General features: G+C 37.7%; 14 protein-coding genes and 1 pseudogene. 6 read left to right on the forward strand and 9 right to left on the reverse strand.

Features of this window, described 5'->3' with window-relative positions; genetic code table 11:
• Position 1 precedes the first annotated feature (1 nt).
• From JMY03_RS08945 to JMY03_RS08960, 4 genes are all read left to right on the forward strand, one after another.
• A complete protein-coding gene (locus tag JMY03_RS08945) occupies positions 2 to 208 on the forward strand; it encodes a hypothetical protein (RefSeq protein ID WP_201603070.1) in 207 nt (68 codons plus the stop codon).
• A gap of 16 nt (positions 209 to 224) precedes the next feature.
• Complete coding sequence (locus tag JMY03_RS08950) at positions 225 to 2,321, forward strand: AAA family ATPase (protein WP_201603072.1); 2,097 nt, start codon at positions 225 to 227, stop codon at positions 2,319 to 2,321.
• A 1-nt stretch (position 2,322) separates the two neighbouring features.
• Positions 2,323 to 2,769 (forward strand): hypothetical protein, encoded by a 447-nt coding sequence (locus JMY03_RS08955; protein WP_201603075.1) that lies wholly within the window; start codon positions 2,323 to 2,325, stop codon positions 2,767 to 2,769.
• A gap of 100 nt (positions 2,770 to 2,869) precedes the next feature.
• Positions 2,870 to 5,281, forward strand: a complete 2,412-nt coding sequence (locus JMY03_RS08960; protein ID WP_201603079.1) for a DUF262 domain-containing protein — start codon at positions 2,870 to 2,872, stop codon at positions 5,279 to 5,281.
• 104 nt (positions 5,282 to 5,385) lie between these two features.
• Here JMY03_RS08960 and JMY03_RS08965 read toward each other — a convergent pair whose 3' ends face one another.
• The 3 genes from JMY03_RS08965 to JMY03_RS08975 form a co-directional block, all read right to left on the reverse strand.
• A complete protein-coding gene (locus JMY03_RS08965; protein ID WP_201603082.1) occupies positions 5,386 to 6,222 on the reverse strand; it encodes a phosphoadenosine phosphosulfate reductase family protein in 837 nt (278 codons plus the stop codon).
• Positions 6,223 to 9,585 (reverse strand): hypothetical protein, encoded by a 3,363-nt coding sequence (locus tag JMY03_RS08970; protein ID WP_201603084.1) that lies wholly within the window; start codon positions 9,583 to 9,585, stop codon positions 6,223 to 6,225.
• Between the two features lie 63 nt (positions 9,586 to 9,648).
• Entirely contained in the window at positions 9,649 to 10,665 is a 1,017-nt protein-coding gene (locus tag JMY03_RS08975; RefSeq protein ID WP_201603087.1) for a DUF4007 family protein, read from the reverse strand.
• A gap of 164 nt (positions 10,666 to 10,829) precedes the next feature.
• Here JMY03_RS08975 and JMY03_RS08980 point away from each other — a divergent pair, with 164 nt between their 5' ends.
• Positions 10,830 to 11,984 carry a cysteine desulfurase family protein gene (locus JMY03_RS08980; RefSeq protein ID WP_201603089.1) on the forward strand — a complete coding sequence of 385 codons (1,155 nt, stop codon included), beginning with the start codon at positions 10,830 to 10,832 and terminating at the stop codon, positions 11,982 to 11,984.
• Between the two features lie 246 nt (positions 11,985 to 12,230).
• On the opposite strand, the gene JMY03_RS08985 is transcribed toward JMY03_RS08980, so the two are convergent.
• Complete coding sequence (locus tag JMY03_RS08985; protein ID WP_093068970.1) at positions 12,231 to 12,656, reverse strand: LexA family protein; 426 nt, start codon at positions 12,654 to 12,656, stop codon at positions 12,231 to 12,233.
• 16 nt (positions 12,657 to 12,672) lie between these two features.
• On the reverse strand, positions 12,673 to 13,983 hold the full coding sequence (locus tag JMY03_RS08990) for a Y-family DNA polymerase (RefSeq protein ID WP_201603091.1): 1,311 nt from the start codon (positions 13,981 to 13,983) through the stop codon (positions 12,673 to 12,675).
• Between the two features lie 235 nt (positions 13,984 to 14,218).
• On the opposite strand from JMY03_RS08990, the pseudogene JMY03_RS08995 reads away from it, so the two are divergent.
• Positions 14,219 to 14,895: pseudogene (locus JMY03_RS08995) on the forward strand (IS1595 family transposase).
• 137 nt (positions 14,896 to 15,032) lie between these two features.
• Here JMY03_RS08995 and JMY03_RS09000 read toward each other — a convergent pair.
• Genes JMY03_RS09000 through JMY03_RS09015 form a run of 4 tightly spaced genes read right to left on the reverse strand, consistent with a single transcriptional unit; the run spans position 15,033 to position 19,978 of the window.
• On the reverse strand, positions 15,033 to 15,680 hold the full coding sequence (locus tag JMY03_RS09000) for a HEPN domain-containing protein (RefSeq protein WP_201603094.1): 648 nt from the start codon (positions 15,678 to 15,680) through the stop codon (positions 15,033 to 15,035).
• Positions 15,681 to 15,721: 41 nt separating this feature from the next.
• Positions 15,722 to 16,093, reverse strand: a complete 372-nt coding sequence (locus tag JMY03_RS09005; protein WP_201603096.1) for a DUF6985 domain-containing protein — start codon at positions 16,091 to 16,093, stop codon at positions 15,722 to 15,724.
• A 10-nt stretch (positions 16,094 to 16,103) separates the two neighbouring features.
• Positions 16,104 to 16,733 (reverse strand): HNH endonuclease signature motif containing protein, encoded by a 630-nt coding sequence (locus JMY03_RS09010; RefSeq protein WP_201603098.1) that lies wholly within the window; start codon positions 16,731 to 16,733, stop codon positions 16,104 to 16,106.
• Complete coding sequence (locus JMY03_RS09015) at positions 16,730 to 19,978, reverse strand: ATP-binding protein (RefSeq protein ID WP_201603101.1); 3,249 nt, start codon at positions 19,976 to 19,978, stop codon at positions 16,730 to 16,732. The genes JMY03_RS09010 and JMY03_RS09015 overlap by 4 nt, the downstream gene beginning before the upstream one ends.
• Between the last annotated feature and the right edge of the window lie 16 nt (positions 19,979 to 19,994).

Genomic DNA, 19,994 nt, shown 5'->3' on the forward strand with positions numbered 1-19,994 from the left:
TATGTCTATTTCATCACGTAAAATTAATGCCATGATAGAAGATGAATTTTTAGCTACAGACTATGCAGCCGAAAATAGTAAATTACTTATCAATCTTTCGAAAGCCATTTATGCTATGGAAGCAAGTATTACAGGTCAAAGTAATCAGAAAAAGATTGAAGAAATTCGAGCTAGAATTGATGCAAAAGCAGATGATTTTATTGTTTAGTGAGTAAAGGATAACCATGAAACTAATAAGAGCCGATATTAGAAACTTTCGCTTGTTGAAAGATTTACAGTTAGACTTTTCAACACAAACAGACAAACCATTGACTATTATTCGTGCGGCTAATGAGTCAGGCAAAACAACATGTCAGTATGCTCTTATGTGGGGTATTTGGGGTGAAGAAGGATTACCCGATAAGTATCATAATTTCAATATTGTTCCCTTTAGCGAATCTGATACGACTCAAGAAGTACCTGAAGTTACCATAGAGTTTGAAACAGAGGCTAAAGAAGATCAGCCCCACAAACGCTATCGTTTAATCAGAAAGTACATTGAAGCATCAAACCCTCCTATTGATGACCTTACTATTTTTGAAATCCAAACTACTGGCGCTGTACCGTTATACGACGCTCAAAAAACACAACTTATTCAAAATATTTTGCCTGAAGCCTTAAAAGACGTTTATTTCACTGATGGGGACAGAGCATTATCATTTATTGAAGCGAGTTCTAGTCCAGGAGTAAAGAAAAGACGTGTCGAGAATGCGATTAAATCATTGTTATCGTTAGACATCTTAACTGACACTATTCGCCATATAAATACAGTTTCCACTAAATTTGAGTCGGAAGTAGATAATCGCGATTATGCTCAAGAGTTTGAATTAATCAATAATCATATTATTTCATATAATGAAGATATTAAAGAGCAAACTGAACGTTTACAAGGTTTAGAATCAAAGAAAACCCACTTAGAACAAGGCAAAAAAACAGTCAATGCAAAAATAGAAGAAATTATCAAACAAGGTGACAAAAACAAGCTTATTGGAGAAAGAAAAAGGATACAAAGAGAGCTTGAAAGTCTGATTAGAACAGAAGCTGAATCATTAAAGACGATGCGAAATAATGTTCAAAATGAAAATGTTTCGCTTGGCCTATTAAAAGATGATTTTAATAAAACCAAATCCTATTTAGCAGATTTGAAAGATAAAAAACAGTTGCCTAAAGCTAACGTACCTATCTTAGAAGAGCTACTAGATAAACCGAAATGCTTTTGTGGCTCTAGTCTTGACGAGCTTACAGATGAAGGTAGAACACACCGTCATCATATCCAAGTTGCCATTAATGACAGTGAAGAAGCTGATAGAAAAACTGAACTAGCAACAAGCTTACACTTTGCGATCTACCGCAGTGATACTGATAAAGCAATTGAACAGTGGGAAAATAAATATAACTCATCTTCACAGCAATATTATAATCTAAGTAAGCTTATTAATGACAAACAGTTTGAGCTTGATAAAAAAGAAGAAGAGATTGCTCAGGTTCAAGACGATGGATTAGATATCTTTCGCACTCAACTGCGTGAATATGAGAATAAGTTGATGGAAACTGTCTCTGATATCAGTAGGGCCAATACAATCATAGATACAAATCAGCAAAGGCTAGAAAGTAAGGAGCGAGAAAAGCAAAAAATTCAGAAAAAGCTAAATAAAAACGATAAGTCCACTAATAAAATTGAATTGTCTAAAAATTTGAAACGTGGCTTTGAAAGCATTCTAAATAAACTAAAAGGACAAGAGGTTGAGAAAGTCAGTCAAGAGATGAATCGCATCTTTTTAGATATGGTAGGATCTTCTGCTGATAACAATGAGTTTTCATCCATTACTAAAGCTGAATTAAGCCCTAGTTATGAAATATTAGTTTATGGTATGAATAGTCAGAAAATTAATCCGGATCAAGATTTAAATGGTGCTTCAAGGCGTGCCATCACACTTGCCTTTATTCTAGCATTAACCAAAATCTCACAAGTTGAAGCCCCTAACGTTATTGATACACCGCTTGGTATGATGTCAGGTTATGTCAAGCAGTCTGTATTAAAGCAGATGGTTAAAGAAGGCACTCAAGTTATTTTGTTTTTGACTCATGATGAAATTAATGGTGTTGAACCTTTAATTGATAGATACGCTGGCGCTGTATATACCTTAACTAATCCTGCTCATTATCCTAAAATACTGAAGAATAGACCACCTATGGATAGTGGTAGCATCATACGCTGTGATTGCAATCATTACGAATCATGCTCAGTCTGTGCAAGAAATAACTATTTAGAGGAAGCCTAGTATGTCAATGCGAAACCCTTTTGAAAGCTATCAAATTTCCATACCTAGCAAATACTCAGATAAAGTAAAACAATTTTGTAAGCAATCTAGTTCACAAACTAGTCCGCAATATACGCCTTTTAATCGCCAAGTAGATTTTTGGTATTTTGCTTTCCTCTATGCTTCTAAAGAGAATTTACCACCTGATCATTTGACAGATATGTCTAATATTACTGCTGCTAGCATTTTAGATGATTATCATATCAATCATATTCAAATGTCCTATTTAGCTAAAAATCTAGATATAGAAAGTCTAACAGACAGCCGGAAGATATTTAATTACGCAGCTGACATGGCAAATGCAGGGATTCCACATGTCATTCAATTATTAAGTGATGAAGACACTCCTTTAGATAATCTGTTTTTACTTAGAAGAAAATATGAAGTAAATAAATATTATTATATTTAAGTTATATATGCGACCTCGATGTGTCGAATCTAAGTATAGCAATGTGTACACTTACTGATTACAATTGTCGATGTAAATAAGACCTATATAAGGAACAAGCATGTCAGTAGACCCAAAAAACATATTTGAAGCCGTAACTAAACCAGTTACAGAATTGTTCTCTGATAGAGGATTAGGATTATACATCCCCTCTTATCAACGGCCTTACAGCTGGGATAAAGAAAAAGTAAATAGATTAATTGAAGATATTAGTCACGGTTTTAAACTGCTCTTAGACTCAGAGGATAGTTTTACTTTTTTAGGCACTGTTATTACTATTCATGATCATAAGCATGTGACTGTACAACCTATAGTCAGGCAAGATGTTCCAAGCAAGGTGCTTACCGTTATTGATGGCCAACAACGTATGACAACGCTCTTACTGTTATGTATGGCGCTACATAATGAGCTTTCTGTTGTTCATCAAAAGTATATTAACTATAAAAATAAAATTGAGAAAACCTTTGATCAAGAACAAAATAGCTTAGACTTTGGCGCAGAAAGGGCAGAAGAACTTCAAAGTTTTCGAGATGCTTTTGAGTGGCTTGATGGGCAAACTCGTCAGGTTATAGACGCACTCTCTAGTACATTTTATGAAAAATATCCCTATGGTGAAACACCTCTCTACCCTAGAATGATCAGATCATTAGATGATCAATGGTCTAAAAGCGCTAAGTCTCGTAAATATAACTCATCGATTGCCCATCTCATTACAACATATATCGAAGAGATTGAAGGCACAGATTATAAAACATCTCAGTTCAAGCCAGTAAAACGTTCAGATCAGAATATAGAAGGAGAAGAAGCTTTAGTTAATCGCTTTAACCAACTTAAAAGCTTACTAAAAAAGCTGGGCAAAAGTAACGATGAAGAGATTCAAGAAGTTCCAACTAATGAAGAGTTATATGATTCCGAAGTTTTACAATTAGGTCTACTTAATCATGTTGCCCCCATTGATAGTATTAAAAAAGTAAGTGAAGAGTATCGCAAACAGTTTGATGAGCTCTCTTTACTTATGTTTTATGCAAACTACGTTCTAAGCCGGGTTGTTGTAACTGTAGTTCAAGGTAAAAACGAAGACTATGCTTTTACTATTTTTGAGTCTCTGAACACTACAGGCGAACCGTTGACAGCATTTGAAACTTTTAAACCACGCGTAGTAGGATCAGTTGAATTAGAGAACTATGAGCAGTCTGAAGAAAAAGCTCTCATGGATGAGATATCTAATTATCTTAGCCAGTTTTCTGCTGGCAAAGATCTGCAAAAAGAAACAATGGCGTTATTGATTGATTTTTTTGGGGCATATGCAGGCAAGAAAGTACCGCGTAGGTTAGCAGACCAACGTTCTGCCTTGAAGGTAGGATTCGAAGAGGCACAAGAAAGCTCAAACTCTAAGAAAGAAAAACTAAGATTTATTGAAACTATGCGAGATGTTGCTAATTTTAGGCATTATTTTTGGGACGCAACTAGCTTTAATGATACTCATAAATTCATTGGTCACTTAAAGCTCTCTAGTACGTCGAAACTATGTTTAACTTTTTTAAATGACCTCAAACATACTATTGTTATCCCAGTATTGACTAACTTTTTTACACAAATCAATAATGCAGAAACTATAGAAGAAAAGAAAGCGAGGCTTCATGATTTTGAAGAAGCACTTAAAGCTATTGTTGCCTTTAGTGTTTTATGGCGTGCGTCGAGAAATGGCACAGGAGGTATCGATAATCAATATCGTGAGCTGCTTAGTTCAACTGATATGGACTCTGGCTTACCCTCCATGGCTAGAAAACACTTACAGGATGATCTGATTGATATAAATCTATTCAAGAAGGAGATGAAATTACGCTTAATTGATTCAGGTCATAAAGGCGCTTTAAAAAATAAAAATAACTTTATAGATCAAGCAAGTGAACTGCCTATCTATAATATTAATAAAAAAGTTGCAAAGTTCTTATTACTTGCTGCTCATCATAATGCTGTAGAGGATAATAATAACCCTGGACTTCTAATAAAAGGTAAAGAGGCTTTAAACCCTTGTCTATCGTCTGATATGTATACAGATGAGAGAAACTTATCCTTAGAACATGTTGCTCCTCAGACATACAGCAGCCAATGGGATGAAGAGATATACGCTAAAGGCTCACTTGTACACACTTTAGGCAACTTAGTCTTAGTATCATCAAAACTAAACTCTTCACTAAGTAATAGAGTTTGGAATGAAAAACGTGTTCTATATCGCGCTGTTGGTGCTAGAACAGAAGAAGAATCATACGATATTTTAAGAGATGCTGAACATAATCAAAACTTTCAACTTCGTAACAGCACTAAAGATGTTATTGAGGCGCAAAGTTATATGCCAAACTTAGTAGCATTAAGCAAAATGGAGGCTAAATGGAGTGCTGACTGGATTGAGCAACGCTCAAAGCATCTATATTCATTAGTTTGGGATGAGTTAATAGAATGGTTTGAGTGACTATTATATTTATAAAAGACTTTTCTTTATAGAAACTTTAAATGACTAAAGACTAGTGTGCAATCATAGTTTATATTCTCGAATATACTATGATTGCGACGTAGCTACTTATGACACATCACACAAACCTTGCCCTGACCATAGATATCATCCATATCTAGCTCAGGCTCACCATCGGGTCTTAGCGGATTAACTTTAATCCGCTTTTTCATTTTTGCAAGTCGCTTCTCATGATCTGCTTTAATCTCAACAATGCGCTCAGGGCGACTAAGCTCTTCTAGTGATTCACGCTCAGACCAGGTGAAAGGCGTTTGGTTGGCTAAAGCTTCTTTTTCGTAATCCATAGCCTCTTTAAAGGCTTCGGGATGACGCTCTAAAAGTCCTACCCACTCTATCTTACGCTGAAAGAAACAGAAAGTGCACCCACTGCGTGTACGCCATTCATAATATGACGGCAGCCCTACTCCAGAGTTTTCTAAAATATCCATAACACCTGGTTTGTCTATGCCGTCTTCTCTAAAAGGTAATTTAATGACTAGCTTTTCATCACTAGAGTCATATCCTGTACGGTATGGCTCGTCAGAACGAATAGCAACATATGAGTGGACCTCATAGCCCTCATCTAAAAAACCCTGTACCCAGTCTTGAAAAGGCTTTAGCTTCATCTTAATCGTACACCAGCGTGCCTGCGGCGATGGCAAATAATCATTATGTTGAGTTAGCCAAAAGTCAAAATCTCTATCAGGATTGATGTGTTGTACAGGTTTACCTAAGTACCCTTCTAAATAAGAGAGATACTCATACACTTCATCAAGCTCTTTGCCAGTATCGGTAAAGAAGTACTCAATCTCTAAATCTGGGTAATTATCGCGCATATAAATAGCCAATGCAGCACTATCTTTACCACCTGATATACCTAATACGTGCTTAATTTTAGACATTTAAGATTCTTCCTTTTCAGCATCTTCTTCATTTAGCGCTTCTAATAGCTTTGCAATCACAGCAACTCTATCATTCATATCGAATTGACTTGCTTTTAGTGAGTTTGTAATTTCTTCTACCTTTTTACTGATAGGCTCGATATTTTTAGAGGTAATGTGCGCTTCTCTTACTCGGCTGGTCGTTGCATTAGGAGACTTCGTAATCACCCCGACTTTTTGTCTATCTGGGCTGGCATTTACATCAGCATTCACCTCTGCTTCCAAAAACTGAAAGCCATAGGTGGCAATATGCTGTTGCGCCTTGATGATATCTTGGTCGATCCACTTCTTAGAGGGCTTATTACCCGCCAACAAACTGATTAAACTTTCAGCATCGTTCATAGAGCCATCGTATTTAACAAGTCTAGCTATAAACGCATCTAACAGATAATCACCGGACTTGCCAAACAGTGCTTCAGAACGTTTATTGATTTCAGTATAAGGGTTAACACTGTCTTCTTTTATTTTAAGATAATTCTGTAGTCCCATATTTATCTCAGACACGAGGTCTGGATAAATCTTATCCAACTCTTGTAGACCTTCAATGATTTTTTCTACTTTCTTATTATCATCATCTGCTGCATTAAAGAACTTAGGCAAATCATCGAAAAGTAATTGATTAGGATCATTTGCTTTTTTCAAAATATCGCGCAGCTGCTTAGTTTTAGGTGATAGAGTATTGGTACGCTGAATCCATGGATGCAAACCATAGAAAATACTCACTAATGCTTGAGCAATCGGTAGTGGTTCATCCTCAATCTGAGTATTCAGACGAGCGCCGAACTCTTCTTGCAACCTGTCTCTTAAAACATGAATCCACGATTGGACGCCCTCTAAGAAAGATACCTCTCTTACACCTACATCAGCAGGCACCTTAATCAGATATTCAGCCAATAAGTATTGAACCGAAGGCTTATATTCACCATTGATATAATTCGCTAAGTCACTATGGCGCGATAGTATATAGGCAATATATAGAATCTCATGAAGTCCTGCTTTCACGCCATAAGGAGGTGCTTGCCAAGCTTCATAGATCTCTTTAGCCGTAACTAACTCCCCTTTAGCATCAGCTATAATATTATCGGCACATTCCCAGATAGCTTGTAGCTGTACATCATCAGGTCTAGAGAAATAATAATTACCATCGCTATCTGCTTTATGTAGGCCATTTTTGACAATAACAGACTCATACACGCCTTTTTCAGGTGGGAATTTTTCGATGCCAAGACCCGCCTCTTCACTACGTTCAATCATACGTTTAAGCAACTCACGAATAGCGCCTTTTGCGCTAGGTGACGGTTTATTACGATTGACTAGCTCATTATTACAGATGAAGTTTTGAGTGACTTGCTCATCAGCGATAGTTGATGCAAGTTCTGATAATTTAAATCGGTTCAGCTGACTTTCAGGGCTTGATAAATAATTACTATACCATTTGGACGTATTCAAACTCTTATCAAGCAGTCTATTCAACGCATCTTCAATTTCAACCAAACGTCCTTCAGTTTCCTGACGCGCAATCTTATCGTTCAGCAACCTTTCTTCGTTTTTCAAAATATTACTCAGGGCAATTTTGTCTTTTAACATGTCGATGATAGTTGTATGACTATCCAAGACCGCAACAACCAAATTACTAAACTCATCAGAGCTGTCTATTTTTTTGCAAATCTCTGTTGCCAATAATACTTCTTCATCATTCTTAGGTATTAGGAGACAGAAGTATCCGACTAACGATGCATTGATAGCACTTTGAAGGCTCATTAAAACATTTTCTAATGCATCGGTAACTGGAAGTAATTTCACTTCCATCCAACGGAGGCTACCTGTAATTTGATAGTGTTTCTTAGCAACAATAGGTTCAAACTGTTGTAGTTGCTCAAAAGGTAGCGAGTCAAGATCCTGAATCTGCTCTCTCAACGCATCGTTTAGATTAAAGTCACTGCCTTCACTAAGTACATAGGACTGTTTAAATTTACTATAAAATATGATCGAAGCAGATTCTAAGGACTTTATAAGTTCACTCAGTTGTTCTTTAGTTATACCCAGCAATGTCTTTAATAGCTCAGGACTAGCATGCACTCCTGTACCATCACCGAATATACTAATTAAGGCAATTATTTTAATTAATTTAACAGCAACTTCATCATAGAGCCCTTCATAACGGTTGACCGCTGTTTGAGACAGTAGCCATTGTTTACTATACTCAGAAGCAATAATAGCGCTATTTAAATTACTATCAAGATAGTCCCAAAACTGATGAGGTTTAAATAAGGCGAATTCTTCTAATTTAGTATTTTTTAGATAAGAGCCAAACCCATTAGGCTCAGACGACATCAAAAAGGAAAAAATACTACGTTGGTTTTGTCCAAAGTTTTTTTGAGATAACTTACATAATAAAATAGCTACAAGTGGATGTAGAGGAAAAACGTCACTTAGTAATTGCGTTAGACTTTCTATATTAGTTTGACGAGCATTAGCAATATTAGTAACTAAAGACTGAATTTGGGTGGTGAAGTCAGCGCTATTCTTATATCTTTCTAGCTGCTCACCATTTGTATTAATGACTTGACCAATTAGATAAATTTGCTCATCAACTGATAATGTAATAGCAAAATCGATAAATCTGCCCTGAATTTTCATCCACTCATTATGAGTTTTAGCAGTCGCTTGACGTGCATAAGCCGTAAAAGACTGATGCAACATACCAACTAACAGCATTCTTCCACTTGTTCTACTTACAAACTCAGCAAGCTGCTGTAAAAAATAAATATCATCTGGACGATGACTCTTAGCCGCACCATCAAAGACTTTACCTAACTCATCAATAAAAATTATAAGACGTTGCTCTTTAGTGACGTAGTTGTCTAACGCCTTTAAAATGTCTTTAGCACTCGCACTTGATTCTAAGTTCAACGCATCTTTAAATATCTGTTCTGGCGCTATTGTCTGACCTGTTAGGTTAAGCGTTTTCCATTGTTGGTCTTCAGAGTTAAAGTGCTCAACAATAGCAGCCTTATTTTTTTTGCTTAACTTAGAAGATGCTATTTCAACGATCTCATTATCATCACTTACTAGACCCTGTAGAAACAAAGCTAAGCTAGATTTTCCTGACCCAAAAGGACCTGTCCATGTAAATGCTGTCTGGCCACCCTTTATATGATCAATCATATTGATTAGGATTTGTTCATAGGAGGCAGTACAGTAAAAATTGCTAATAGATCCTTTATCGTTACTATCAGCATGGATATTTATAGAGCGTTGAAAATATTGATTACGCTCAATATGGTCTACAAGGTATTTGTCTGTATTCGGAATAGTATTCATGACTATTGATAACTCTATAATTAATTTATTAAAACACGGTAATTAAATCTTTCTCATATAATCTTAATGGCTATAATCTTCTTGTTGCATCTGCTCTACGCACTGTTCAAAAATAGTATTAAGATTGCTGCCGTTCGTTATTTGAAATTGTCGAATCCCAGCAGACTGAGTCCAAGTTAAAGAATAGTTAGAATCCTGTAGTTGCTCTGCATAATCTATAATCGCATCTTCGTCTAACATGAATACACGCCCTGGCGAACATTCGTCATAAGTACACATCTCTAGCGATAACGTATCAGCTGCCCCATTATGAATCCGCCAACAGTTTATTAGCGCATACACAAATACATGCAGAGTCAAAGAGTTTTTCTCACCTCGTAGCGCTCTGATGTTCTGTTTGTTTACACGAGTCAATAGACCAAGCTCTACTAATGGACCCTCTAATAAATTTTCAAAATCATCAGAAGCTTTACGCATTTTTGTCGTGTAATTTTGAATTAAGCATTCAATATCTTTTTTTATTGTCGAGTCTGAAGGAGCCGATAAACCGTGGTCCTTAAAAAATTCTTTTAATAATCTAGCAAAATCTTCACGGCTTAACTCTGACTTTGTATTTATATTAAACAACCAGTAATAAGTCATTAAATTAGGATTTGTAACCAGGCATAGATGTAACAACCAAATGGTTGAAGGTGACTCTAAATAAGGGTCTAAACCGTTATCAGCAAAAATATTCTCAGAATTATAGAAGGAATTAAGCTGCTTAGTTGCATCAACAGTACTACTATTCGGAATTTCATCAATTATCGTATTAGCATGTGTATAATAATAAGCACTATTATCTCTAATGATCATAGCAGTATGGGTCGACCAAAACCGCATAGCATTCAACATATTTTTACCAACACCAAAGTCAGCAATAGCGGTATTTTGAGAGAATACGTTTTCGATCTCTTCAGATTCTAACTGTATTGCAATTTGATCATGAACTTTTTTTAACCAGCCATATCTCAGTGGGAAGGTATCATGCCCTGAAAGAGTTGGTTTTATATTATCTATCAAAGATGCAAAGTAACGCATAAATATCAATCAATCCATATAAATTATAATAAGCTTGTCTAGTTGCCTTCTGCATTGGAACAACTCTCCAATGCAGAAGTATATCATGTTACTATCCTTAAGTAATTAAATTCTAGTTTTTTCATCCTAAAAACTATCTTTATAAGCAGATAATAGAAAACGATATGAAAAACATATACTTAGATTATAATTCGCATACTCCTTGCGATATCTTGGTCATTAACGCAATGTATGATGTATGGTCGCAGCCTGGTAACCCCCATTCAGATGGGCACTCTTTTGGTTGGTCTAAACAAACATTAGTTAGTAATAGCCTCGCGACGTTGGCCGATATATATGACTGCTTTGAGGAAGAGCTCCTATTTACTTCAGGAGCAACTGAAGCAAATAATTTAGCTATTTATTCAGGTATTCCTATTGCTAAAAAAATGGACCTGCAAGCAGACACTATCCTAACTAGTCACTTAGAACATAAGTCTGTATTAAAGCCCTTAGAGATAGCTGCTAGTACATATGGTCTCAAACTGCTGTATATGGACATCACATCGGAAGGCACTATCGATTTAAAAGATATGCACAATAAACTTGAGCAGAATAATGTGCTATGGATTTCCTGCTCGATGACAAATGGTGTTATAGGAACAAACCAGCCTATCTATCAAATTGCTGAGCTATGCCAACGTTATAATGCAATATTGCATGTAGATGCCTCACAAGCGGGCTATCTTGATATCGCTTGCCATGATTTAGATGTCGATTTTTTGACCCTATCAGCACACAAAATATACGGACCATCAGGTATTGGTCTGTTGTATTCAAAACATCTTCAACATCCTGACTTTGCGCCTATGATTTCTGGGGGCGGTCAACAAGATGGTTTGCGTGCTGGCACCTTGCCTGTGCCACTAATCGTTGGATTTGCTGAAGCAGCTAGAGTATTAGACGATTCTAAAGAATCTGAAGCCATGACATTAAAACAGTTAAGCGACGCTCTCTTGAATGGATTACGCAAATCGCTAACTGTTAAGGTATTTGGTGATTTAGATAATCGCCACCCTGGTAACTTATACTTAGCGATTGAAGGTGTTGATAGCATACAATTATTAAACAATTTACAACCACACATCGCCTTTTCTCTTGGTTCTGCTTGTGATGGTTTAAATCGTGAATATTTACCTATCATGAAAGCAATGGGTATTTCAAAAGAGATCGCTGAATGCGCCTTTAGAATTTGTGTCGGCAGAATGACTACATCTGAAGATATTAATATGGCCATTGAACTTATTTCAGATAAAGCCAGAAGAATACAATCTTCATAAAAGAGTATCATGCATATCATTATTTGAACAGTATATACGTTATACAGCGCTTATGACTGTCTGATCCGATAAGCTGACTTAGCTTTAATTTCTTAGCCCTAATCTGTTGGTATTGCAGACACCTGCTGATGATAGTTCTCGTGCTCCCTCATTTATATGGTCTTCAGTACTTTGCTCCCTCGACCTAAGATAATAATATTAATTAATGCTATTTGTTATAAAATGCCTGATCTTATTCTCCTACCCTCACCTCTTAAACCGCCTAACACTACTCACCACCACCCCAAACAGTTCCAGTGACCCTTTCACCACGATATCTGCATAGTTCTCATTATGAGCTCGTAAGATAATATGCTCACCAAGTATCAGCTGCTTGGCGGTAAAGCCGTCATCGACCAGTGCAATCACAATGTCTTTATTCCTAGCGCTCAATGAGCGATCCACAATCAAGATATCATTAGGATAGATACCTATATCGATCATGCTATCGCCTTCAACCTCTACTAAGTAGGTTGTCGTTGGGCTATGAATAAGCAGCGTGTTTAGATCAATACGGTTTTGCACATAGTCTGTTGCTGGGCTTGGAAAGCCTGCTTTGACTCTATCGCTATAAAGCGAGAGCAATACCGTCTCACCTTCATCGGTGAGCCTTCCTATTATCTTAACCGTCATTGAGTCCACCTCTGGTTTAATCTACTTTGGGTATTTGGTTAATGTTTGTGGTATAGCAAGGCGATAGCATGTCTCGGCTCATCTGCCATGACTGCTTATCTTTTATTCCCTCACTCGCGATAAACACAGCAGACTGCTGATTACTGTTTTGACCATATCTTTTATTAAGCTGATCCATAACGGCAATAACCTCTGCGCTCTTTGAGGTACTTTGTTGGTTGGTTTGATTGTCGCTACTATCGTCTGCAAACAAGTCAGGCTGTACCTCATCATGCAGGCAAATATCAAAGAGCATGACGCCTGCTTTAGCGTAGCGAACATCTTTTTTAAATATCTGCGTCAGTATCTGCCGAGCTGCCGCTACCATCACTCTCGTATCCGCTGTCGGTGTTATAAACTGACATTGACCCGCTATAGAGGCATAACTCTCTGTTTTGCTAAACGGACTATTCTTAGCAAAGACGCTTAAGTAATGACAGACGCTGTCTTGTTTACGTAGTTTGCTTGCCGCTTTTGCCGCATGACTACAGACTGCTTGACTCAGCTCATTAGGGCAGCTAATGCGAGTGGAGAAAGAGCGAGAAGAGATAATCTGCTTCTTAGCCTCTACCGCCTCAATACCAAGACAGCTATGACCATTAAGCTCTAAGCAGGTGCGCTCGAGTACCACCCCAAAGTGCTGTCTTATTTTCGCAGGCTCACAGACGGCGAGCTGATAAACCGTATGAATACCCATCTTATTGAGTCTGACCTTGTAACGACGACCCACGCCCCATACCTCACCAACATCGGTGATCTGCATGATACGTCTGATCCATCGAAGATTATCTAGCACGCAGACGCCTTTAGTCGCGGGGTGCTTTTTAGCAGCATAATTGGCAAGCTTTGCCATGGTCTTAGTACTGCCCATACCCACACATACTGGAATGCCGGTGTACTGCTCAACGATGCTTTTGAGCTTACGCCCATAGCTATCAAGATCAGTCATCGCAGTAGGATAATCGGCTAAGTATAAAAAGGCTTCATCTATAGAATAGACTTCAACGGTAGGACACAGCTTCTCGAGGGTGCTCATGACTCTGTGAGACATATCAGCATATAAAGTGTAGTTTGAACTAAAGACGGTAACGTCGTTCTTCTCGCAGAACTCTTTAACCTGAAAGTACGGCACACCCATCTTGATACCGAGCTGTTTTGCCTCACTGGAGCGAGCGACCACGCAGCCATCATTGTTAGACAGTACGACCACTGCCTTACCTCTTAGATCAGGGCGAAAGAGCTTCTCACAGTTGGCATAGAAGCTATTGCAATCAACAAGAGCATACATGGCTGTCTCAGTAGGTGGATGGCATAAAAAAAAGCATAACCAATCACGAGTATTTACGTGATCAGAGATGCCTTTGATTGTAGAGATAGCGTGCTTGAAAATTCAAGAGCAAATAAAGGGTAGACGACGATGGTTGTCGTGAGGGTTTTGAAATCTGAAGTATGCTCGGAGAATATTTAGCTTAATTATTAAATTTAGAGGCTGTAATAGATACGCACTATGCTAGACTACTTTCATGAAGATAACCCGTTGTAAACTAAGTAAAAAAGTGAAAAGAAGGCTCTTAGAGTTTTTCACGGCTGAAGTAACCGCTAAAACAGCCGCAGATTTGCTTGATATTCAGCCTAACACTGCTGCACTTTTTTATAATAAAATAAGATTTGTCATAGATTATTATCTCTCATTAGAAGCTGATGAGCTTTTTGATGCTGAAGTCGAATTAGATAAAAGTTACTTTGGCGGTGTACGTAAAGGTAAAAGAGGTCGCGGGGCTGCTGATAAAACCGCTTTATTTGGTATTCTAAAACGAAACGGTAAGGTTTATACCATTATCTTAGCAGACACCAAACAGACTACCTAATGCCTGTTATTAAACGTAAAATAAAGCCTTACAGCTTTGTTTATACGAATAGTTATCGAAGTTACAGTGCATTAAATGTGAGTGAGTTTAAACATTTTAGAGTCAATCACTCTAATGATTTTTCTTATGGTAAAAACAATCACATCAATGGCATTGAGAACTTCTGGAATCAGTCTAAACGAACACTCAGAAAGTATAATGGGATCGATAAGAAGAGCTTGCCTCTATTTTTAAAAGAGTGTGAATTTAGATTTAACTATGGCTCACCCTCTAATCAGCTTAAAACGCTGAGAAAATGGTGTGATATTTATTTCCTATCTACTACCGCCTAAATATTTTTTTGTTGGAAAAATATAAGTAGGTTTCATAAGCTTGGTGATTAGGTTACATAAAAATTGTTCGTAATTACAATACCTTTTACATAAATATATAGCTGGCGCGTTTGACGCGATACCAAACCTATAAGGGGTTAGTTCATAACAGGATAAAACGGTTTGCCCCATTCCATCTGATCATGATGATCCATCATGATTTGCAGTATCAACGGCAATAAGGATGACAAAATGGCGCAAGCATCTTTGATTTGCGCGCGGTTGACCTGACTATTATGAGTCGCGCCGCCGTGAATAATCTGATTACGAAGGGTATATAAGCGATTAAATACTACTGCTAACACGGTGTCAGTGTCTTTATGACTGAGCGCGCGATGTACTTTGTCTTTAGCGCGTTTAAAATCCTCTTCCCATGCCTGCTGACTGATCAAACCATTGTGATGATCCCAAAACGGCTGAAAGGTATATTGATTGTCCAGCAATACACGAATGCTGCCAGAGTAGGTATCCCATACTAGATTATACACTTGCTGATCGCGATCTAAACGGCAAATCAGCTGTAAAAATCGCCGAAACTCGCTACGCTCTGAGCTGCTGGTCAGTAGATGCGCTTCACGAGCATATGCTGCATTAAAGGCAATCCATAAGGTAATAAAACGGATATCGTCATCATTGACGCTGCCCGACTTGGCGCACCAGCTGAGCGCTCGGTGCATGCGCAGGCGAAATAGGTCGGTGAATTGGTGTTTTTGGGATTGGTAGTGTTTTAATATTGCATCAGACATTTGATTATTACCATTTATAGTTTTTCATAACTAAAACTAGCTTATAAAAAGTCATCTTGCATAACCACCTTCTGCTGAGGGTGAAGAATAACTGCTATACCATGCTCTTCGTCCCAAGAACAATTACATAGTAGCGCGAACTCTCCATCACGGTTAAATTGTAATGCAGTAGGGTGAGCTACTGAGTTAGTAATGTTATTTACCTCTGTGTAACTAGTTAATAGTTCTAAAGCTTTTAACTCAAATTCTGAATTATTGTTATCGAAAAATTTGTAGGATTGCTCTTGCTCATTAGTGACTTGTTCTCCTTGGAACGCACTGAAAACGCAATCTATCACAAAATCCTGTCCATTAAGCTTAAATTTAATAGGTTTCCGCCAACCATAGTTAAATGATAGATTTGAAATATCCATTTGATAATCCTTAGTTATTTGTAGTTAGCAGTTGTTTTTTGGCAACAGAGATACCGCCTTCATGAGGGATGTTATTGTGAACCTCAGAAGGAACTAGTTGCATAGTTTGACAGTCTTTGCATTCATGCCAAGTATGACCATTTTCTTTACGCCAATTAGCAACCTCTCTAGGTGTACACTCCCACTTTTCAGCAAGTTGTTCATCAGCTTGAGGAAAGTTCTTATTTCTTTCAGTTGTGAAGTTGTCTATTCTTACTTCATCTGTCATTACTTCTGAGAAGTCTGGTTCACCATCTTTAAAAGATATTCCATCAATACCATATTTTTCCTTGAGCTCACCCCAAGTCAAGTTATCTGGATTAGCACTTAAAGGTATAAAGTCATCGTCAGGATTCCATACTGAGTTGCCTACTTCATCTATCCATTCACCATTGCTTACTGGTAGATGGATGCTAGATGGAAGAATTTCGATAGACTTTGAATAATGTTCTGTAGACCAGAGCTGATCATTAGCAAAGATGTCACCTTTCTTGTTAGGGGGAAAAGTATCCCAGCACTCATTTTTAGAGAATATTCTTTCATCAAGAATAGACTTATCAAGTGTCTTAAAGACCTCAGTTTGTTTAATAGACTCAATCATAAAATCATATCCTTAGAACTATTTTTCCAGGCAGTACTTAAATCATTATGAATACTGCGTGTCATATTATCTGATAGTTGAGTTAAATGATTTTTTAGTAAAGTATCCGCTAATACGTTCAGCTCCACTTTACTTGACATACGAGTTAACTGGGAACTAATCGTTTCTCGTATACCTAACACAGAAAATAATAAATTTATTGCATTAGTATGATCGGACCAAATTGTTGTATGACCGGTTTTTTCAATTTGTTGTATCGAATTAAGCAACCCAATCTTATAATTAGTAGCTATGTTATATTTTTTAGCACCATCTTTGAGTATCTGCAAGTCAAACGGCTCTTTCTCATCCATTCGTTTATGCAGTAGCAACCTTGCTAAGTGAAGATTAAACTCTTTACGTTTATCGCTTAAGATAACTTGATTAATAGCTGAATGCTTGTACTCTTTTTCTTCTCCATTAAAAAAGTTAATCTTACAAAGGACAGGCTCCAACCAGTTGTTTTGATAAATAACAGCAACGCCTCTAGGTAGCCTTGCAATCTCTTCAAGCTGGTCGTCGTTGACTACGGCTGCTTTACCAATCAAGCGACGATCTTGCTCGTCAGGTAGTCTCAAGATAATCTTAGTATTGGTATTGCGTATCGCTGAACTATCTACCGCACTTGGTGATTGATCAATAATAAGAAAGCCTTCGCCATAAGTACGCATTTCAGCGATAGAATTTGAAAGCATTTCGACGGCTTTACCAGTCACATTTGACCCTTCAGAGCTTTGCTCAGTGGATGTTCTTTTTAAGAGGTGATGAGCCTCTTCAAGAATAGTGACGTGTTTGAGAGGTTGATTCATCCCAGAAAATGCCATACGCCGCTCGTTAAGGCGCATGATCAAAATGCCCATAATCAAGGACTTTGTTTCTTGTGAACCAACGCGACTTAAGTCAATGATAACGTTAGAGTCAAAAAGTATATTGTTATCAATTTCATAAGAAGCAAAAATCTGACCATTTAAACCGTTGGTCAAGCTTTTCACGCGTGTCGCAAGTGAGCCAACATAGTTGCTTTTAACTTCATCTGAATATGCTGATGTATTAATAACATTGTTAACTGCTTCTAATAAGTCATTGAAGGTTGGGAAAATATCTTCGGAATAATAGTTATATGAATTATTTATATCCCAACCACTGGCTTCATAAGCTTGAAGAATAGCATCTTTGAGCACAGCAGGCATCGCAGCATACATCGACCAACAGACGTTAAATATTTCAACCAGTCTATCAATATGCTCTAAAACATGAATGCTTTTCGGGAATTTAAAAGGATTAATTTTTAATAATGGCGCTTGGGAAGGATTGGTTGAAAAAACATTAACATTCTCTAGGTAACCAAAGATATGTTTATATTCACCTTTGGTAGGTTCAATAACCAAAAATGGAATATTCTTTTCTTGTAGCTGAGACATTATCTCATAAACCGTATTACTTTTACCTGACCCTGTTGAACCTGATATAAATACGTGACTGGTTAAATTATCAATATCTAAACTAACTTTTTGTGGTAAATCATTCCATAAGTGCCGAATAACGCCTAATTCAATGCTCCCATTAGTAGCAATATTATGGCCATCTAAAGATTTGACTTGTCTACCAAATGCCTGAGTCTCGACCACAGCGGTGCTCGAGGTAGAGCGGCGAGGCATACTGAGCTGAATAGCCATTTCTTTGCCAGAAACTAATGTGGCTGGAGTTAAATATTTAAGCGGTAGGGTGTTAAAAAAGCTGGCATTGAGTCGAGGATGGCTAATCAGCTTTAACCACTCAAGCACGCTTCTCATTTTAATGTTATTAGATTTATCCCACGTGGTTAAAGCAAAGTCTTCAGTATCTGAATTACCGCCACGCATTAATCCTAAAAATATACTAGCTAGCGTTTCAGATGAAGCAGTGCTATTCCCAATAAAATACGCAGCTGTTTGCCAGCCACCATAGCGAGAAGCTTCATCGACACGCTCTAACTGCTTATCGATTTTCTTAAGCATTTGCTCAATACTTTTATCGGTCATATCAAGGGTTAATTGACGACTCGTCCCTACAGTCTGTGTATCCGATTTAGCGGTAGTTTCACTATTGGTACTTGATTCACTAGTAGTTCGTCCTGCTGCACTGCTAAAGCTAGTACCTTCATTAATTCCTTGAGACTCTGTATAGCTAGTACCAGCTGTTTTATTTTCAGTGAATGGATCACTTATCATTCTACCTACATTACTACCTATCATTGAACCTATACCAGCGCCTACTACGTTACCTATTGCACCACCTACAATTGTAGCGCCTAATGTGATGGCAGTTCCACTAAAAGACGCTACTTTAGATTTATTGGTTTGTTCAGAAAGTGATTCTGAAGTCCCATAAGCTTTAGAGGTGTTTGTTCCTTCTGTAACGCCAGATGTTTCGGTTTGGCTCAAGCTATCACTTAACGACTGGCTGAGCCCATGACTGATAGATAAACTCATAGCTTCACTATCATTTTCACCATAGGACACTTGCTGTTTTAGTAATGGTGAAAGTTGAGTGGAGACACTTTCGTAACCAGATCTGATGTGAGAAAGTTGGGTCGGAGTGACTGGCTCTGCTAAAATCACTGCAGAATAGTTATGCCCTTCGGCAGCATCAATGAATCGTTCGAGCCCTTGCATAAAGTGCTCTCGCTCTTCCACAGATAAAGAGGGTACACCAGTAACTGCAGTGACAGACTGGACTTTAGACGTACCATCATTATTTTCAGAGTACAGATTATTCATTAGAGTTTGAGTAGCCGAACCATTCAATGGCAAAAGCTCACTACCAGAAAAGTGACCCTTAAAAGTTTCTTGCAATAGCTGACCTGCGGTGCCGCCCTGAGTACCACCTGATTGACCACGAGCACCTAAGTATAAGTGAGTCTCAGAGCCATCACAGTCTAAAAATATAAACACTGAAAATCCAGCAGCACCTAGCGCATTATAGGCTGCAGTCATACTCTCTAAAACTGACTGCTTGTTTTCAAGAACGATACGCTCCACCTTAAATACTCTAACGTCCGAGCTTAAATTAATCTTGTGATTAAAGCGCGGCACGATATCACAATAACGTAATTCCGATAAATAGCTTTTATTAATAAGATTACTAGCATCTTGCAGTGCACTGAATGCTTGTTGTTGTATAAGTTCAGCTTCCGTTTTAGTAGCGAGCGCTATCTGGTTAGTCATGCTCTATCCTATTTTT

The organism is Psychrobacter submarinus, from assembly GCF_904846685.1.
Classification (GTDB): Bacteria; Pseudomonadota; Gammaproteobacteria; order Pseudomonadales; family Moraxellaceae; genus Psychrobacter; species Psychrobacter submarinus.

Excerpts from the sequence above, each read along its gene's own strand:
- JMY03_RS08945 (WP_201603070.1), top strand. The coding sequence starts at position 2 with ATGTCTATTTCATCACGTAAAATTAATGCCATGATAGAAGATGAATTT.
- JMY03_RS08950 (WP_201603072.1), top strand. The coding sequence starts at position 225 with ATGAAACTAATAAGAGCCGATATTAGAAACTTTCGCTTGTTGAAAGAT.
- JMY03_RS08955 (WP_201603075.1), top strand. The coding sequence starts at position 2,323 with ATGTCAATGCGAAACCCTTTTGAAAGCTATCAAATTTCCATACCTAGC.
- JMY03_RS08960 (WP_201603079.1), top strand. The coding sequence starts at position 2,870 with ATGTCAGTAGACCCAAAAAACATATTTGAAGCCGTAACTAAACCAGTT.
- JMY03_RS08965 (WP_201603082.1), bottom strand. The coding sequence starts at position 6,222 with ATGTCTAAAATTAAGCACGTATTAGGTATATCAGGTGGTAAAGATAGT.
- JMY03_RS08970 (WP_201603084.1), bottom strand. The coding sequence starts at position 9,585 with ATGAATACTATTCCGAATACAGACAAATACCTTGTAGACCATATTGAG.
- JMY03_RS08975 (WP_201603087.1), bottom strand. The coding sequence starts at position 10,665 with ATGCGTTACTTTGCATCTTTGATAGATAATATAAAACCAACTCTTTCA.
- JMY03_RS08980 (WP_201603089.1), top strand. The coding sequence starts at position 10,830 with ATGAAAAACATATACTTAGATTATAATTCGCATACTCCTTGCGATATC.
- JMY03_RS08985 (WP_093068970.1), bottom strand. The coding sequence starts at position 12,656 with ATGACGGTTAAGATAATAGGAAGGCTCACCGATGAAGGTGAGACGGTA.
- JMY03_RS08990 (WP_201603091.1), bottom strand. The coding sequence starts at position 13,983 with ATGTATGCTCTTGTTGATTGCAATAGCTTCTATGCCAACTGTGAGAAG.
- JMY03_RS09000 (WP_201603094.1), bottom strand. The coding sequence starts at position 15,680 with ATGTCTGATGCAATATTAAAACACTACCAATCCCAAAAACACCAATTC.
- JMY03_RS09005 (WP_201603096.1), bottom strand. The coding sequence starts at position 16,093 with ATGGATATTTCAAATCTATCATTTAACTATGGTTGGCGGAAACCTATT.
- JMY03_RS09010 (WP_201603098.1), bottom strand. The coding sequence starts at position 16,733 with ATGATTGAGTCTATTAAACAAACTGAGGTCTTTAAGACACTTGATAAG.
- JMY03_RS09015 (WP_201603101.1), bottom strand. The coding sequence starts at position 19,978 with ATGACTAACCAGATAGCGCTCGCTACTAAAACGGAAGCTGAACTTATA.